This window comes from Cupriavidus basilensis (genome assembly GCF_000832305.1).
In the GTDB taxonomy this organism is placed as follows: domain Bacteria; phylum Pseudomonadota; class Gammaproteobacteria; order Burkholderiales; family Burkholderiaceae; genus Cupriavidus; species Cupriavidus basilensis_F.
Genome location: NZ_CP010537.1, coordinates 2,361,627 through 2,376,708 on the forward strand (window position 1 = coordinate 2,361,627; position 15,082 = coordinate 2,376,708).

The window sequence follows — 15,082 nt, forward strand, 5'->3', positions numbered from 1 at the left end:
GGCAGCAAACTGCAGCGTTCGGCAGCGCTCCTCAGGCGGGACGGATCACGCGCTCCGGGGATTCCTCGTAAGGCGGGGCGTAGATCACCAGCAGCTTCACGGGCTCGTCGCTGATCACCGTGAACACATGCATGGCCTCGGCCGGGAAGAAGCAGCAGTCGCCGGGGCCGAGCTCGCGCGATTGCCCGTTCACCTCGGCGCGCGCCCTGCCCTCCAGCACATAGCAGACCTGCTCGATGCCGGGATGCGCGTGCGGCAAGGCACCTTTGCCGCGCTCGATGGTGCCGTGGATGACTTCCAGCTGGGTGGCGCCGACGTTCTCGCGGCCGATGATGCGTCGGTTCAGCGTGCCGACATGATTGGCCGGGTGGTAGCCGGGCACGTCTTCGGCACGGACAAAGTAGATCGGTGAGGACGACGAGGGGGTCATTGCAGTCTCCATGCCGGCTACGCCGCGACCCCATGAGGGCGGCTGTGATGCCCGGCTGTTTTTCATGTTTGTGAAAGTTATTTTATCCCCATGAAAAAACTAGTCAACTGTTTCAGCCAGCCTACGGCGCCTCAACCGCCTCCGCAGCAGATTTAAATGCCCATTTAGGCACAAAGCAGAAATTTACCGGCAACCCCGGCAGATTCCGCGATCTCGCGCATCAGGGATACAGAGACGCTGCAGCCTTTGCGGCATCGGTCCTGACGCATCTCTCATAGCGCTGTCTTCCCAACTTAGCCCGCCCTCGGAAAGGTAAACCGCACCTTGGCTTCCCGCCTGCCCCCGGACGCTGGACGTTCTCCCCGTTCCTTGCGCGCCTGCCCATCGCCGCGCTCGCCCGCCCCTTCGCTGGCCATGCGGATCGCCTCGCGCGCAGGCGCGGCGATCCTGGGTGGCTACCTGCTCGCCTCGGCCAGCATCGTGGCTCCCGCCGCCTTGCTGCCGGCCTTGCGGGCCGAGGCCGTCATGACGGCCAGCCTGTTCAGCTACGCCATCTACACCGGCGCCGCGCTCTGGGCCTTCGCCGCACGCACGCCCGGCCGCGCCTGGCTGGGCCTGCTGGCGCCCACCGCGGTGCTTCTGCTCGCGGCCGGCGCTGGCCACTGGATGCAGGGCCGGCCATGAAGACCTCTTTGCGCCAATCGATGGCGTGGCTGCATACCTGGTGCGGCCTGTGGCTGGGCTGGCTGCTGTTCGCGGTGTTCCTGACCGGTAGCCTGGGTGTGTTCCACGCCGCCGTCACACGCTGGATGCAGCCGGAACGGCTGATGGTCGCCGCTGGCGCGGTGGACAACGAACGCGCCCTTGCCCATGCCCAGCACTACCTGGAGCGCCATGCGCCGCAATCCGCCCATTGGGAGATCGCGTTTCCCGCCAGCGACGATGCCGCCATGCATCTGCACTGGGATGGGCAGGCCAGCGGCGGCGATGGCCAAGCCCGGGAGGTTCGCCTCGACCCCATCACCGGCACCGTGCTCCCGCCCGCCCGGGACACGCTGGGCGGGCAGCATTTCGTGCTCTTTCACTATGCGTTGCATGCGGGCATGACGGGCGTGTGGATCATCGCTGCCGCCACCATGGTCATGCTGGTGGCAATGGTGTCGGGCATCGTCACGCACAAGCGCTTCTTCAAGGACTTCTTCACCTTCCGCCCGGGCAAGGGCCAGCGCTCCTGGCTGGATGCGCACAATGCCCTGGGCGTGCTGACGTTGCCTTTCCTGCTGATGATCGCCTACACCGGGCTGGTCATCTGGTGGCCGGACACCATGCCAGCGGGCATCCGTACCTACTACGAAGGCAGCGAGGCCAAGCTGTTCCGGGCGCTCGGCCAGGCTGGCTGGCTCGAACCCAAGGCCCTGCCGCCAGCGGGCGCGCCGGCCGCGCTGGTGGCGCTGCCCACGCTGCTGGCTGATGCACGCGAACGCCTGGCCGCCGGGGCCGGCGCGGACAGCGCAGACAGCGCAGACAGCGCGATCAGATCGGTCGCCGTGACGCGGCCAGGCACCAGCACGGCCAGCGTCGCCATCGCAGGCCCCTATCGGTACGACGGCCTGGCCTTTGCCGCCCAGCGCGAACTGCACTATGACGGCGTGAGCGGCGCCTACCTGTCGACCAAGGCCGAGGATGAAATGGTGGGCACCGGCGGCGCCGCGCCGCTGGTTGCCGGCTCGGTCATGCGCACGCTGCACATGGCACGCTTCGGCGGTTATGCGGTGAAATGGCTCTACTTTGCCTGCGGACTGGCGGGCGCCGCCATGATGGCCACCGGCCTGCTGCTGTTTTCGGCCAAGCGCGGCAATCGCAAGGCCCAGGAGTTCGGCGCGGCCAGCGCGCGCGTCTACGGCGCCATCGACCGCCTGAACGTGGCGGCGATCGGCGGGCTGGCGATCGCGTGCGCGGGATACCTCTGGGGCAACCGGCTGCTGCCCGTGGCACTGCCAGAGCGCCACGAGTGGGAGATCGCAGTCTTCTTCGCCATGTGGCTGGCCGCCGCGGCCCACGCACTGGCCAGCCCGCCGGCTAGCGCCTGGCCCCGGCAACTGGCACTGGCCGGCCTGCTCTGCCTGGCCTTGCCGCTGCTCAATGCGCTCACCACCGGCTGGCACGTCCTGCGCTACCTGGCACACGGAGACGGGCAAAGCGCGGGGCTGGAACTCGGCGCTCTGGCCCTCGGCGCCCTGCTGCTGTGGGCCGCCGCCAGGGTCCGCCGGGGCGGCCGGGGCGGCCGCCAGACCATGCCCCGTTCACCGGCCAAGCGCGGCCGCGCCGTGGCCGCGCTTGGGGACGCATGATGGCGCTGAGTTCGATGCCCCCAACGCTCGCCGCCCTGGCCAGCGTGGCGTTCTGCTATGCCGGCATGGCCAGCCTCAGCCTGGCGATGGATCGGCACCACGGCCAGGTCCGGGGGCGCAATGCCGCGCCGCCGGCCGCCCCCGCGCGCTGGCTGCTGCGCAGCTGCGGCTGGCTGCTGCTGGCCCTGGCCGCGCTGCCCTGCCTGCGCGGCTGGGGCGCCAGCATAGGCGCGGTAGTGTGGGCAGGCTCGGTCAGTGCCGGGGCGCTGGCCTTCGTGCTGCTGCTGGCCTATTTCCCGCGCACGGCCGCGGCCCTGGCGCTGCCGGCCACGGCGTTCGCCGCGGCAAGCCTGGCGCTGCCGCCTTAGCCGGCACGGGGGCCGCGCCCACTCTCCCGCTTCTCGATGCCAACCTCCCGCGATACGGCCAGTCCAGCCCGTATCGCCACTTTCTCGACCGAAGACCCCTGACCCATGGCGCTGGCTCACCAACGCCTTCCTCTCACCGGCATCGCCATCCTGGCCATTGGCCCGGTCGAACACGGGCGCCACGCGGCGCGGGTGGACCTTTCACAAGCAGTGGCAAGCGAATGAACAAGATAAACACCCTGCATTCACTGACCCTCCTGGTCACGCTGGCCGCCGTCATGGCCGCCGCGGGCTGCGCCGCGCCGGCCGCGCCCGATGCCGCCCTGCCCACCGCGCCAGCGCAATGGCGCTTCGCGCCGCAGGACCGCGCCGGTGCCGATCCCGTCAGCGCGGCGTGGTGGGAGTCCATCGGCAATGCCGAACTGGACGCGCTGGTGCGGCGGGCCCGCGCGGACAACCCCAGCATCGCCGCAGCCTATGCGCGCGTGCAGCAGGCCCGCGCCAGCGTCGTCATTGCGCGCGCACCGCTGCTGCCGGCGCTTACCGGCTCGGCCGACGCGCAGCACGATGGCAGCTCAGGCGTCAGCAGCAGCGACAGCACCGCGAACTTGCGGCTGGGGCTGGCGGCCAGCTACGAGTTCGACCTGTGGGGCGGCAACCGCGGCGCCGCCGGCAGCGCCGCCGCATCGCTGCGCGCCGCGGGCTTCGCGCAAGATGCGGCAACACTTTCGGTCACCGCAGAAGTCGCGCTGGCCTGGCTGCAGACCGTCAGCCTGCGCGAGCGCATCGGCATTGCCACGCGCATGCTGGAGAACGCGCGCAGCGTGCTGGCCGTGGTCGATGCGCGCCAGCGCGCCGGCAGCGCCACCGCGCTTGAACTGGCCCAGCAGCGCGGCCTGGTGGCCAGCCGCGAGCGCACCTTGCGGCTGCTGGCGCAGCGCGCCAACGATAGCCTGGTCGCGCTGGCGATCCTGCTCGGGCAGTCCGCCAGCGGCCTGGAGGTCGAGACGGCCAGCCTTGCCAGCCTGCGCCAGCCCGCCATCGACAGCGGCCTGCCGGCCGCGCTGCTGACGCGCCGCCCCGACCTGGCCGCGGCCGAAGCCCGGCTCGCCGCCGCCGACGGCAACATCGCCCTGGCCCGCGCGCTGATGCTGCCGCGCCTTGCGCTGACGGCCAACGCCACCGTGGAGAGCGACCACCTGCGCACGTTGTTCGAGAACCCGGTCTACTCGCTTGCCGCCGGCGTGCTGGCGCCGATCTTCAACGCCGGCAAGCTGGCCGCCGGGCACGACCTGGCCATTGCACAAAAGCAGGAACTGCTGGCGGATTACCGCCGCGCTATCGTCGCGGCCTCGGGCGATGTCGAAGTCGCACTCAACACCATGGCCGGCGTGAACGCCCAGCGCATTGCCCAGGATGAGGAACTGGCACAGGCCCGGCACGCCTTCGCGCTGGCGCAGCGGCGCTATCGCGCCGGCGCGCAGACGCTGCTGAGCGTGCTGGACACGCAACGCACCCTGTACAGCGCCGAAGACGACGCCGCCCAGTTGCGCCTGGCGGGCCTGCAAGGCGCGGTGCTCTTGTACAAGGCGTTGGGAGGCGGATGGCAACCGGATGCGTAGCGGCGCCAGCGAGAGGCAGAGGGAAAGGGGATGTACCAATCCGTGCCGGCAGCGATGCATGCCTTGTCTTTGAGTCACGATCTCACATACAATGCGAATCATTCTCAATAGCGTTTGGCGCCGGGCGCCCGCATCACACAGGCGCCATGGTCACGGCAGACACCCTTCCCCAGTCGGAACTCCACGCGCTTTACCGCAATCACCACGGCTGGCTCGTCAACCTGCTATGGCGCAAGCTGGGCAATGCGGACAACGCAGCCGACCTGGCCCAGGACACGTTTGCACGGCTGCTGGTGGCTTGCGACGCTAGCTCGCTACGCGAGCCGCGCGCCTACCTGACCACCGTAGCAAGCCGCCTGACCGCGCAATATTTCCGGCGCCTGGCGCTGGAACGCGCCTACCTGGAAGCGCTCGCCCTGCAGCCCGAAGCCGCCGCCCCGTCGCCCGAGACCCGCGCGCTGGTGGTGGAGGCGCTCACCGCCGTCAGCACGGTGCTCGAGCAGCTTCCCCCGCGCGTGTGCGAGGCCTTCCTGCTGTCGCAACTGGACGGCCTGGCCTACAAGGACATCGCGCAGCGGCTCGGCGTCACCGTCAACGTGGTCCAGAAATGGATGAGCAAGGCCTTCCTGCATTGCTATACCGCGGTGTACGGATGACGCAGCCCGCCAAGGCGCGCATCGACATGCAGATCGTCGAAGCGGCGGCGCAATGGATGTCGCGCCTGCAATCCGGTGAGGCCACCGCTGCCGACCTTGCGGCTTGCGAGCAATGGCGCCAGGCCGACCCGGCTCACGAGCTCGCCTGGCGGCGCATGGCCCTGCTCGGACAGGACCTGCGCGCCGGCCTGGACCAGATGCCGCCGTCCGTCGCCCGCAAGGCGCTCCATGTGGCCAACCCTGGCGGCACCGCCGGGCGCGTGCGCCGGGCCAGCAGCGTCTCCCGCCGCAGCGCGCTGAAATCCATTGCTGGCGTAGGCATCGCGGCAAGCGGCGCATGGCTGGCGCGCGAGCAGCTCTCCTGGCACAGGTGGAGCGCCCTGAGCGCCCTTGCCGCGGACTACCGCACCGGCAGCGGCGAGCGCCGCACCATCGCACTGGCCGACGGCACCCGCGTGGTGCTCAACACCGGCACCGCCATCGACGTGCGCTTCGCGCCGGCGCTGCGCGAGTTGGTCTTGCTGGCCGGCGAAATCCAGGTCACCACAGGTCACGACCCGGCCGCCAGGCCCTTCACCGTCACGACCCGCAACGGCGGCATCACGCCGCTGGGCACGCGCTTCATCCTCCGCGAAGGACAGCTCTCGCCCGACGGCACCACCTACAAGCGCGACCCGATCAACGTCTCGGTGCTGGAGGGCGCGGTGCAGATCCGCACGCGCCAGGGCGGCGAGCCGTTTCGCCTTGATGCAGGCCAGGAAACCGCGTTTACGTCCACCGCCGTCGATACGCCATCAGCCATGCACCCGCAAGCCAGCGCATGGCTGGACGGCATGCTCGTGGCGGAGCAAATGCCGCTGGGCCAGTTCATCGCGGAGCTGGCGCGCTACCGCGCCGGCAGCCTGCGGTGCGATCCGGCGCTCGCCGCCCTGCGCGTGTCGGGCGCCTTCCCGCTCGACAACACCGATGCGGTGCTCGCCATCCTAGAACAAACGCTGCCCGTGCAGGTGCGTTACCTCACCCGCTACTGGGTCCGCGTGGCCCCCAGGTAAGCACGGCGCAGCGCATGCGCCTTGTTCGTCCGCTCTCTCCCGACACTATTTTTGCCGCGGGCGGCAGCTTTCCGTTTCTCGCGCATCAAGTGAATTAGCAACGCTGCAGCAGCCATGCCGCCATGCAGCCAAAAGCAATTCGATGACACGAGAACCAGGAGGAATCCGCACCATGGCGCACCGCCCCAACGCTTGCCCCAACCGGCAAGGGAACATGCCCTCGTCACAGCCTCGCGACCGCTACCGGCACACGCCGCTGGTGCTGGCGCTACGCGCCGCCCTGCTCGGCTGCGCGCTGGGCGCGACAGTGATGATGCCGGCCATCGCCCAGGCGCAGGCCGCCCCGGCCGGCAGCAAGGCATACGACATCGGCGCGGGCTCGCTGGACCAGGTGCTCGGGCGCTTTGGGCGCGAAGCGGGGGTGCTGGTCGCCATCGATCCGGAGCTCACCCAAGGCCTGCGCAGCGAAGGCCTGCGCGGCATCTACACCGTTGCCGAAGCGCTCGCCAAGCTGCTGTCCGGCCAGCAACTCGAGGCGGTCAGCGGCCCCAGCGGCGGCTATCGCCTGCGCAAACGCAGCGCGCCATCCGCCGCGCCTGCGCCGGATGGCGCCCCCATGCTGGCGGAGGTCAAAGTCACGGCCAGCGGCCCGGGCGACGGCATCACGCAAGGCAGCGGCTCCTACACCAGCGATGCCAGCAGCACCGCCACCCGCCTGGGCATCAGCCTGCGCGAAACGCCGCAGTCGGTCAGCGTCATGACCCGCCAGCAAATGGACGACCAGGGCTTGAACGCGCTGACCGACGTCATCACCCGGACCCCCGGCCTCACCATCAACCAGAGCGGCAACCTGGGCTCCGACAGCAGCAGCGCGTACGCGCGCGGCTTTGCCGTGGAGAACTACCAGCTCGATGGCGTGCTGCAGCTCAACAGCGGCTTTGGCGACTTGTTCCAGACCAGCGACATGGCCATCTACGACCGCGTGGAAGTGGTGCGCGGCGCCACCGGCCTGATGAACGGCATCGGCTCGCCCGGGGCCACCATCAACCTGGTGCGCAAGCGACCCACGCGGGACTTCCAGGCGTCGGCCAGCGTCGAAGGCGGCTCGTGGGACTATCGGCGTTTCGGGGTCGATGTTTCCTCCCCGTTCAACGAGGCCGGCACCCTGCGCGGCCGCGTGGTCGCCGCTTACCAGGAAAACAATAGCAGCGTGGAACGCCTGCACGAGCGCCGCGAGATCGTCTACGGCGTGGTCGAGGCCGACCTGACCCCCTCCACGCTGGCGGCCCTGGGCTTCTCGCTGCAGAGCTTCGATCTGCAAGGGCACGCCCGCTCCGGCCTGCCCCTGTACTTCGCGGACGGCACACGCACGGACTGGGCGCGCTCGAAATCGTCCGCCGCCGACTGGGCTTACTCGTACCGGCGCAACCAGAGCCTGTTCGCATCGCTCGAGCACCGTTTCGACAACGCGTGGCGCGTCAAGGGCACGGTCAGCCAGGACACCTACGGCTACGACGAGGTCTTCGGCTACGCGGGCAACGGCTTTCCCGACCGCAGCACGGGTGCCGGGCTGGCCCTCTGGGGCGGCCGCTGGGGCGGCAAGCCGGAGCAGACCAGCGTCGACCTCTATGCCACCGGGCCCTTCAGCCTGCTAGGCCGCGAGCATGAGATGGTGTTCGGCGCCACCTTTGCGCGCACCTCCTACGACAGCGCCACCTACCAGCTCTGGCGCCCCGATGGCTGGGACGGCAGCATTGCCAACATCTACACCTGGGACGGCCGCACGCCGGGCATCGCACCGAACCCGCCTGTCGGCAGGTACAACTACGCCGAGCAAACCACGGCCGCGTATGCCACGGCCCGGCTGCGCCAGACGGATGCCTTGTCCGTGCTGCTTGGCGCGCGCATCACCAACTGGAGCACCGACACCCGCGACTCGGTCAACAGCACTGGCGCGACCACCGTCGACAACCGCTCCGCGAATGGCAAGGTCACTCCCTACGTGGGCGTGGTCTATGACCTCTCCAGGCACTGGTCTGCCTACGCCAGCTATACGAGTATCTTCAAGCCGCAGAACAACCGCACCCTGAGCGGCAGCTTCATCGACCCGGTGGTCGGCAATGGCTATGAAGTGGGTGGCAAGGGCGCGTTCTTCAACAACCAGCTCAACGTGAGCGGCGCGCTCTTCTGGGTCAAGCAGGACAACCTGGCAGTGGCGATTCCCGGCGCGTTCGCGCCCGACGGCTCGCAGGCCTACTACGGCGCCTCGGGCGCCAAGACACGCGGCTTCGAGCTGGAAGCCGCCGGCCAGCTGGCGCGCGACTGGCAGGCCACCGTCAGTTTCACCCGTAGCCTGTCCCAGGACAAGGACGGCATTACGCTCAACACCAATATCCCGCAGAACACGTTCAAGCTGTTTACCACCTACCGCATTGCCGCCGTTGGCAACGGCCTGACAGTGGGCGGCGGCCTGCGCTGGCAGAGCCAGATCTACAGCGACAACACGGGCCCCCTGAGTGTGCGGTCCACGCAGGGCAGCTACTCGGTGGCGGACCTGATGGCACGCTACCCCATCACCAGGAAGATCTCGGCCACGCTCAACGTCTACAACCTGTTTGACAAGCGCTACCACACCACTTCCAACACGGCCTTCTACGGCACGCCGCGCAGCTTCCGGCTCGGGCTGAACGTGAGCTATTGAGCCGCGGCGCCGGACGGGCAGCGCGGTCGGCCATGGGGGCCATGGGACGATCGACTATGATAAGTGCTTCTCTTCCGGCCAATCCGGGCCTGACCCACTCATGACCGCCAACGACAACAAAGCGCCGCCGATGAACGTGAAGACGGCGTTGCGCGTGCTCGAGATCATCGAAACCTTCGCACGCGAGCGGCGTGCGCTGTCGCTATCGGAGCTGGCCCGGTTGCTGGCGGTGCCGGCATCGAGCTGCCTGGCGCTGATCCGCACCCTGACCTCGCTGGGTTACCTGTATGAGACCGGCCGCCGCCAGGGCTATTACCCCACGGGCCGCCTGCTGGCCATGGCGCAGCAGATTGCGCGGCACGACCCGGTGCTGGACCGGGTGCACGGCACCATGAACGAGCTGCGCGCGGCCACCGGCGAGACCGTGGTGATCGGCAAGCTGCATGAAGGCCGGTGGGTGGTGTACCTGGACGTACTCGAATCCCCGCATGCGATCCGCTATATCGCCACCGCGGGCGAGCGGCGCGAGCTCCATGCGAACTCGATCGGCAAGGCCTTGCTGTCCGTCATGCCCGAGGACGAGCGCAGCGCACTGATCGCGCAGCTCAGCTTCGAGCGCTTCACGCCACGCACGGTAGCCAACGCGGCGCAGCTCGAAGCCGAGCTGAAGAAGTCCGCCGAGCAAGGCTGCTTCATCAACCTGGGCGAGTCGCTGCCCGATGTTGGCGCGCTGGCCTGGCCGGTGCGGCTGTCGGGCGAGTGCTACGGGATTTCCATTGCCGGGCCGGCGTACCGCATCGAGCCCGCGCTGACGCGTTTCTCGGCCATCCTCAGGACGGCCTGCTCCGCGCTCGAGCGCGACGAGCGCAGCCGGTTCTCGCAATAGCCACCGGCATGGCCGTCGTCAATTCGCGGCGGGTGCTTCCGGCACGCCGCACTCGCGCAGCAGGTCGCGCAGTTCGTTGATGACCGGGAACACCTCCTGGTTCCAGTCGGCGCCCTGCTCATCATGCGCCGCCTGCTCGCTCTCGACGATCCAGCGGTCCTCCTTGAAGATCCGCTCGGTAAACCACACCAGCAGCGGCCAGGCCAGATCCAGTATGCCGGGAATGCCGGGCTTCTTGATCGAGAGCAGCCCGAACGTGCGGTTGGTGCGCTGCTCGGCGTCGAGCGGCACGTAGACGATCCACAGGTCCATCACCAGCGTGCCGTCCGAAGTACGAATCTGCAGGGTCTGGTAGGGATACAGGGTACGGACCGTCATCACGTCCTTGCCGCCTTGCCCACCCTTGCTGCCCTTGTTGCCACCGCCGAACACCAGCGCTTCGCCCACCGGCTGCTTGCCTTGCTCGCGAGCGAAGGTGTAATCGACCTCGACCCAGCCATCGCCGCGCCGGCGGCCCAGCGAGCGGGCGCGCATCTGCCCCATCTGCCGCCGGTGCAGGAACTGATGGTTCATGTCCATCAGGTTCTCGTGCATGAACGAGTAATGGCATTTCACCTCGCGGCCAAAACGCCGCGTCTTGTAGGCCTTGTTGGCCACCGAGCCCAGGCTGGGCAACGGGGTTTCGTCGGCCAGCACCGCGCTGCCGGGAAACACGAAGATCAGCCCTTCCACCTCGCGGCAAGGGTAGGAGCGCACGCCGTTGGGCAGGCGCTCGCGGCCCAGGTAGGGCACGTCGATGCAGCGGCCGGTGCAGTCATAGGTCCAGCCGTGATAGCAGCAACGGATCGACTCGCCATCGACCACGCCCGCATGCAACGGCACCTGCCGGTGCGCGCACCGATCCTCGAGCGCGAACACCGCGCCGGACGCCGTGCGCACCAGCACGATCGGCTCGCCGGCAAAGCGCACGCCATGCGCCTTGCCGCGCTTGACTTCGCGCGACCAGGCCAGCGGATACCAGTGATCGGGGTGAATGGTGACGCGGCGCAGGTCGCGCAGCGGGACTTCGGCAGGAGCGGGGGTATCGCTATCGTTGGCACTGCTATCCAGCAACGGAACTGCATGCATGGGGGACTTCTCCTTGCAAGACTGGTATCTCGATTAGCCGACTGCATGGGCGGGAGGGGCGAAACCAAGGACTAAGTCTAACCGAAGGCGTGCCGAGCGATGTGTTACGCGCCGCAGGGTAATGGCGGGCACCCGGGCTTACCCCGACACAGGCCGAACGTACCGGCAGTGGCGTGGATCGCGCCCGCGATGACGTGATACTCAGGACGCATCCGACGCTGGCGCCAGGCACCAGTAGCGCAGGCTCGCGGGGGCGGTATCCGGCAACGACAGGGGGGGCGTGGCGTGGATCGCCAGGACGGCATCGCCGTGGCGCCAGGTGCAAGCATTGGCGCTGGCCGGGGTTGCCGCCGGCGACACCGCTACCGCTTGTCCGAGCATGGTCTGGAACAGGCTCCCGCCGCCGCGCTTGAGCCAGGCTTCCTTCAGGGTCCAGAGCTGGAAGAAGGCCTCGCGCTGCGCCGCCGGATCGCCGCCCGGGCGCAATGCCGGCAAGGCGGCGCGCTCGGCATCGCTGCTGACCGCGAGCACCAGTGCATCCAGCCCCTTGCGCGGCAGCACGCGCTCGATGTCCAGGCCGAGCGGCTCCAGCCCGACGGCACAGGCGACGTGGTCGCCGCAATGGGAGAGGGAGAGAAAAGCGGATGCAGGCCCAATGGCCTGTGGCGGGCTGTCCGGCGCGGCGCTCAGCGTCCAGTCCCGCCAGCCGCCGCCGTAAGCTTGCGCCAGCAATTGGCGCGCAATCCAGCGGCCAGCCACGAACTGCGCGGCGCGCTGGCCGGCCTGCAGGGCGTCCAGGCGCCGCGCTTCGTCCGCGCCCAGCCATTGCCTGGCAGGCGGAACCTGTCCCGCCAGGCCAGCTACCGACGCAACGCGAACGTGGATCCGGGCGGCCGGCATGGCGGGGGGGGGCGCGCGGCCTTACTTGCCCGCCACCTTGGCGTACGTGCCCTTGAGCGCAACACCGGCCACCACGGCGCCGGCGTGGCATTCGTACTCGGTCGGGCTGGCGACCGAGTCTTTCTTGTAATAGCTCACCACATCGACCACGGCATTGGCGCCGAAGGTCTTGGCCTTGTCCTGGAGCGCGATCAGCGCGGACAGCGCGGCCCAGCGGCAGGCTTCTTCATCGCTCTTGCCGAAGCTGTTGGTCTTGCGGTTGGACACATCGCTCTCCTTGGTCTCCAGGACCTTGGGCGTCTTCTGCCCCGCCAGGAAGAACTTGACCGAGCCATCGAGCTTTTCCTGTGCTTCCGACATGTCCAGCACTTCCTGGAACGGCAGCATGTACTTGGTATCGCGCGCCGCTGCGGGTGTGGACAACAGCATGGCGGCCGAGGCGGTTGCGGCCAGGATGGAGAGAGCGTGCTTCATTGACCTTCCTTTCTTGGTGTTGTTGGTGTTGTTGGTGTTGTTGGTGTTGTTTATTTTGTTGATGAGGAAAATGCACGGTAGTACCGGCAGATCAACGCCAGCGGCGGAACACCAGCGACGTGTTGATGCCGCCAAAGGCAAAATTGTTGCTCATCGCATGATCGATGTCGAGCCGCCTGCCCTCGCCCATGATGTAGTCGAGCGACGCACAGCGCGGGTCGGGGTTGGCCAGGTTGATGGTGGGCGCAAACCAGCCGTCGCGCATCATCTCGACCGTCATCCACGCCTCGAGCGCGCCGCAGGCGCCTAGCGTATGACCCATATAACTCTTCAGCGAACTTACCGGCACCGCGTCGCCCAGCACCTCGCGGGTGGCATGTGACTCGGCGATATCGCCCTGGTCGGTGGCAGTGCCATGGGCATTGACGTAGCCAATCGCCGAGGCCGGCAGGCCGGCATCCTCCAGCGCCAGGCGCATGGCCTGCGCCATGGTGTCCGCCTTGGGCTGGGTCACGTGGGCGCCATCGCTGTTGGTGCCAAAGCCGACGATCTCGGCCAGGATGCGCGCGCCGCGCGCCAGCGCGTGCTCCAGTTCCTCCAGCACCAGCGTGCCAGCGCCCTCGCCCAGCACCAAGCCGTCGCGCTCGCTGTCGAACGGGCGCGGCGTGCCATGCGGCGCATCGTTGCAGGTGCTGGTGGCGAACAGCGTATCGAACACAGCGGCCTCGGTGGGATCCAGTTCCTCGGCGCCGCCCGCCAGCATGGCCACCTGCCGGCCACTGCGGATGGTTTCGTAAGCGTAGCCGATGCCCTGGCTGCCCGAGGTGCAGGCACTGGAGGTAGTGAGGATGCGCCCGGTAATGCCGAAGAACACGCCGATGTTCACCGCCGTGGTGTGCGGCATCATGCGGATGTAGGTGGTAGCGCTGACGTCCTCGGTGGTGCGATCTATCATCATGCGGCCAAAATCGGCCACAGCCGACGGCGTGCCGGTGGACGAGCCGTAGGCAATGCCAAGCTTGCCGCTGGTGACCAGCGGATCGCCAAGCAGCCCCGCATCGCGCAAGGCGGCCTCGCTGGCCAGCACCGACATCACCGCCACGCGGCCCATGGCGCGCGTGACCTTGCGGGTGTAATGCGCCGGCAGCGTGAACGGCGGCACAGGTGCTGCAAGCTGCGTGTTGAGGCCCTTGTAGACGGCCCACTCCGGCATCTGCACGACCGCGTTGCGGCCGCTGGCCAGGCGCTCGCGCACGCTCGCCCAGTCGTTGCCCAGGGAGCAGACTGCGCCGGCTCCGGTAATGACGACTCGCTTCATCCGAACATCCCCCCGTTGACCGAAATCACCTGCCGGGTGATATAGCCCGCATCGGCGGACATCAGGAACGCCACGGTCGCAGCCACCTCGTCCGGCGTGCCCATGCGGCGTGCCGGGATCATGCGCAAGGCTTCCTCCAGCACGTGTTCCTCGACCATTTCCGTATCGATCAGGCCGGGCGCCACGCAGTTGACGGTAATGGCGCGCTTGGCCAGCTCGATGGCCAGCGCCTTGGTCGCACCGATCACGCCGGCCTTGGCCGCGCTGTAGTTGGTCTGGCCCCGGTTGCCCACCAGCCCCGACACCGAGGACAGCGTGACGATACGGCCCGGCTTGCGCCGCTGCACCATGGGCATCACCACCGGGTTGAGCACGTTGTAGAAGGCGTCCAGGTTGGTGTGGATCACCTCATCCCACTCTGCCCCGGTCATGGCCGGGAACGCCGCATCGCGCGCGATGCCCGCGTTGCAGACCACGCCGTAGTAGCAGCCATGAGCTTCGATATCGGCCAGCAGCGCGGCCGCGGCCAGCTCCCGCTGGCTGACGTCGAAACAAAGCACGCGTGCGGTGCGGCCCAGGGCGCGGATCGCGTCGGCCACCGATTCGGCTTCATCGCGCCGGGCGCGGCAATGCACCACCACGTCGTAGCCCTCGCGCGCCATGCGCAGCGCGATGGCACGGCCGATGCCGCGCGAAGACCCTGTGACGAGCACGGTTCGGTTCGTCATGGTTGTTGTCCTTGCAAGAAAGCCTGCGCGTCGGCAGGCTGGAAAACGGAAACGTTGGCGCGCGCCACTTCGCGCTCGCCCAGCGACAGCGAGCAGGCAAACATGCCGAGCCCGTTGTCGCCGACCAGCTCGGCGCGCACTTGTATGGTCAGCACGCTGCCCACCGGGAACGCGGGCACATCGCATTCATAGCGCCGCGAGCCAAGCAGAAAGCCGATGCCAGGCGCCCGGCCGGCGCGCCAGTCCTGCGCGCCGGCCCAGGCGGCAATGGTCTGCGCCATGTACTCGATGCCGACCCAGCCCGGCATGCCGGACTCATCCACAAACAGCTGGGTGGCGCGCACCGTGGTGCGCGCCACCGCGTGTTCCTCATCGGCGCGCAAGAGCTCATCCAGCAAGCGCATCCCGCCGGCGTGCGGCAGCACCTCGGCGATTGCCGGCAACGCGGCAAGGGACGTCGTGGTCATG

At 68.4% G+C, this 15,082-nt stretch carries 15 protein-coding genes; 8 read left to right on the plus strand and 7 right to left on the minus strand.

Going from position 1 to position 15,082, the window contains the following annotated elements; translation table 11 throughout:
• Nucleotides 1-31 precede the first annotated feature (31 nt).
• Entirely contained in the window at nucleotides 32-430 is a 399-nt protein-coding gene (locus RR42_RS31120; protein WP_043355682.1) for a cupin domain-containing protein, read from the minus strand.
• 324 nt (nucleotides 431-754) lie between these two features.
• Between RR42_RS31120 and RR42_RS31125 the strand changes: the two genes are divergently transcribed.
• From RR42_RS31125 to RR42_RS31160, 8 genes are all read left to right on the plus strand, one after another.
• Nucleotides 755-1,114: a DUF3649 domain-containing protein gene (locus RR42_RS31125; RefSeq protein ID WP_236702083.1), complete on the plus strand. Its 360-nt coding sequence runs from the start codon at nucleotides 755-757 to the stop codon at nucleotides 1,112-1,114.
• On the plus strand, nucleotides 1,111-2,781 hold the full coding sequence (locus tag RR42_RS31130) for a PepSY-associated TM helix domain-containing protein (RefSeq protein WP_052495097.1): 1,671 nt from the start codon (nucleotides 1,111-1,113) through the stop codon (nucleotides 2,779-2,781). The genes RR42_RS31125 and RR42_RS31130 overlap by 4 nt, the downstream gene beginning before the upstream one ends.
• A gap of 14 nt (nucleotides 2,782-2,795) precedes the next feature.
• Nucleotides 2,796-3,149: a DUF3325 domain-containing protein gene (locus tag RR42_RS31135; RefSeq protein ID WP_043358258.1), complete on the plus strand. Its 354-nt coding sequence runs from the start codon at nucleotides 2,796-2,798 to the stop codon at nucleotides 3,147-3,149.
• Nucleotides 3,150-3,370: 221 nt separating this feature from the next.
• Nucleotides 3,371-4,771, plus strand: coding sequence for an efflux transporter outer membrane subunit (locus RR42_RS31140; protein ID WP_043355686.1), 1,401 nt, complete (start codon nucleotides 3,371-3,373; stop codon nucleotides 4,769-4,771).
• Nucleotides 4,772-4,917: 146 nt separating this feature from the next.
• The gene (locus tag RR42_RS31145; protein ID WP_043355688.1) at nucleotides 4,918-5,427 is read left to right on the plus strand and encodes a sigma-70 family RNA polymerase sigma factor; all 510 of its coding nucleotides are present in this window, start codon (nucleotides 4,918-4,920) and stop codon (nucleotides 5,425-5,427) included.
• On the plus strand, nucleotides 5,424-6,479 hold the full coding sequence (locus tag RR42_RS31150; protein ID WP_043355689.1) for a FecR domain-containing protein: 1,056 nt from the start codon (nucleotides 5,424-5,426) through the stop codon (nucleotides 6,477-6,479). Before RR42_RS31145 ends, RR42_RS31150 begins: the two co-directional genes overlap by 4 nt.
• A 214-nt stretch (nucleotides 6,480-6,693) precedes the next feature.
• Nucleotides 6,694-9,180 carry a TonB-dependent siderophore receptor gene (locus RR42_RS31155; RefSeq protein WP_043358259.1) on the plus strand — a complete coding sequence of 829 codons (2,487 nt, stop codon included), beginning with the start codon at nucleotides 6,694-6,696 and terminating at the stop codon, nucleotides 9,178-9,180.
• 130 nt (nucleotides 9,181-9,310) lie between these two features.
• Nucleotides 9,311-10,066: an IclR family transcriptional regulator gene (locus RR42_RS31160; protein ID WP_043358260.1), complete on the plus strand. Its 756-nt coding sequence runs from the start codon at nucleotides 9,311-9,313 to the stop codon at nucleotides 10,064-10,066.
• A gap of 18 nt (nucleotides 10,067-10,084) precedes the next feature.
• Here RR42_RS31160 and RR42_RS31165 read toward each other — a convergent pair whose 3' ends face one another.
• The 6 genes from RR42_RS31165 to RR42_RS31195 form a co-directional block, all read right to left on the minus strand.
• Nucleotides 10,085-11,194, minus strand: coding sequence for an aromatic ring-hydroxylating oxygenase subunit alpha (locus RR42_RS31165; RefSeq protein ID WP_043355690.1), 1,110 nt, complete (start codon nucleotides 11,192-11,194; stop codon nucleotides 10,085-10,087).
• A gap of 201 nt (nucleotides 11,195-11,395) precedes the next feature.
• Nucleotides 11,396-12,094, minus strand: a complete 699-nt coding sequence (locus RR42_RS37985; protein WP_052495098.1) for a 4'-phosphopantetheinyl transferase family protein — start codon at nucleotides 12,092-12,094, stop codon at nucleotides 11,396-11,398.
• 21 nt (nucleotides 12,095-12,115) lie between these two features.
• Nucleotides 12,116-12,568 carry a hypothetical protein gene (locus RR42_RS31180; RefSeq protein ID WP_043355692.1) on the minus strand — a complete coding sequence of 151 codons (453 nt, stop codon included), beginning with the start codon at nucleotides 12,566-12,568 and terminating at the stop codon, nucleotides 12,116-12,118.
• A 91-nt stretch (nucleotides 12,569-12,659) separates the two neighbouring features.
• Nucleotides 12,660-13,886 (minus strand): beta-ketoacyl-ACP synthase, encoded by a 1,227-nt coding sequence (locus RR42_RS31185; protein ID WP_043355695.1) that lies wholly within the window; start codon nucleotides 13,884-13,886, stop codon nucleotides 12,660-12,662.
• Nucleotides 13,883-14,614 carry a 3-oxoacyl-ACP reductase FabG gene (gene fabG, locus RR42_RS31190; RefSeq protein WP_043355697.1) on the minus strand — a complete coding sequence of 244 codons (732 nt, stop codon included), beginning with the start codon at nucleotides 14,612-14,614 and terminating at the stop codon, nucleotides 13,883-13,885. Before fabG ends, RR42_RS31185 begins: the two co-directional genes overlap by 4 nt.
• Nucleotides 14,611-15,081 (minus strand): hotdog family protein, encoded by a 471-nt coding sequence (locus RR42_RS31195; protein WP_043355700.1) that lies wholly within the window; start codon nucleotides 15,079-15,081, stop codon nucleotides 14,611-14,613. Before RR42_RS31195 ends, fabG begins: the two co-directional genes overlap by 4 nt.
• Nucleotide 15,082 lies beyond the last annotated feature (1 nt).

What these genes read in the sequence shown, in the direction of transcription:
- RR42_RS31185 (WP_043355695.1), bottom strand. Translation starts at nt 13,886, where the DNA reads ATGAAGCGAGTCGTCATTACCGGAGCCGGCGCAGTCTGCTCCCTGGGC.
- RR42_RS31130 (WP_052495097.1), top strand. Translation starts at nt 1,111, where the DNA reads ATGAAGACCTCTTTGCGCCAATCGATGGCGTGGCTGCATACCTGGTGC.
- fabG (WP_043355697.1), bottom strand. Translation starts at nt 14,614, where the DNA reads ATGACGAACCGAACCGTGCTCGTCACAGGGTCTTCGCGCGGCATCGGC.
- RR42_RS31160 (WP_043358260.1), top strand. Translation starts at nt 9,311, where the DNA reads ATGAACGTGAAGACGGCGTTGCGCGTGCTCGAGATCATCGAAACCTTC.
- RR42_RS31165 (WP_043355690.1), bottom strand. Translation starts at nt 11,194, where the DNA reads ATGCATGCAGTTCCGTTGCTGGATAGCAGTGCCAACGATAGCGATACC.
- RR42_RS31155 (WP_043358259.1), top strand. Translation starts at nt 6,694, where the DNA reads ATGCCCTCGTCACAGCCTCGCGACCGCTACCGGCACACGCCGCTGGTG.
- RR42_RS31145 (WP_043355688.1), top strand. Translation starts at nt 4,918, where the DNA reads ATGGTCACGGCAGACACCCTTCCCCAGTCGGAACTCCACGCGCTTTAC.
- RR42_RS31195 (WP_043355700.1), bottom strand. Translation starts at nt 15,081, where the DNA reads ATGACCACGACGTCCCTTGCCGCGTTGCCGGCAATCGCCGAGGTGCTG.
- RR42_RS37985 (WP_052495098.1), bottom strand. Translation starts at nt 12,094, where the DNA reads ATGCCGGCCGCCCGGATCCACGTTCGCGTTGCGTCGGTAGCTGGCCTG.
- RR42_RS31135 (WP_043358258.1), top strand. Translation starts at nt 2,796, where the DNA reads ATGCCCCCAACGCTCGCCGCCCTGGCCAGCGTGGCGTTCTGCTATGCC.
- RR42_RS31140 (WP_043355686.1), top strand. Translation starts at nt 3,371, where the DNA reads ATGAACAAGATAAACACCCTGCATTCACTGACCCTCCTGGTCACGCTG.
- RR42_RS31150 (WP_043355689.1), top strand. Translation starts at nt 5,424, where the DNA reads ATGACGCAGCCCGCCAAGGCGCGCATCGACATGCAGATCGTCGAAGCG.
- RR42_RS31180 (WP_043355692.1), bottom strand. Translation starts at nt 12,568, where the DNA reads ATGAAGCACGCTCTCTCCATCCTGGCCGCAACCGCCTCGGCCGCCATG.
- RR42_RS31120 (WP_043355682.1), bottom strand. Translation starts at nt 430, where the DNA reads ATGACCCCCTCGTCGTCCTCACCGATCTACTTTGTCCGTGCCGAAGAC.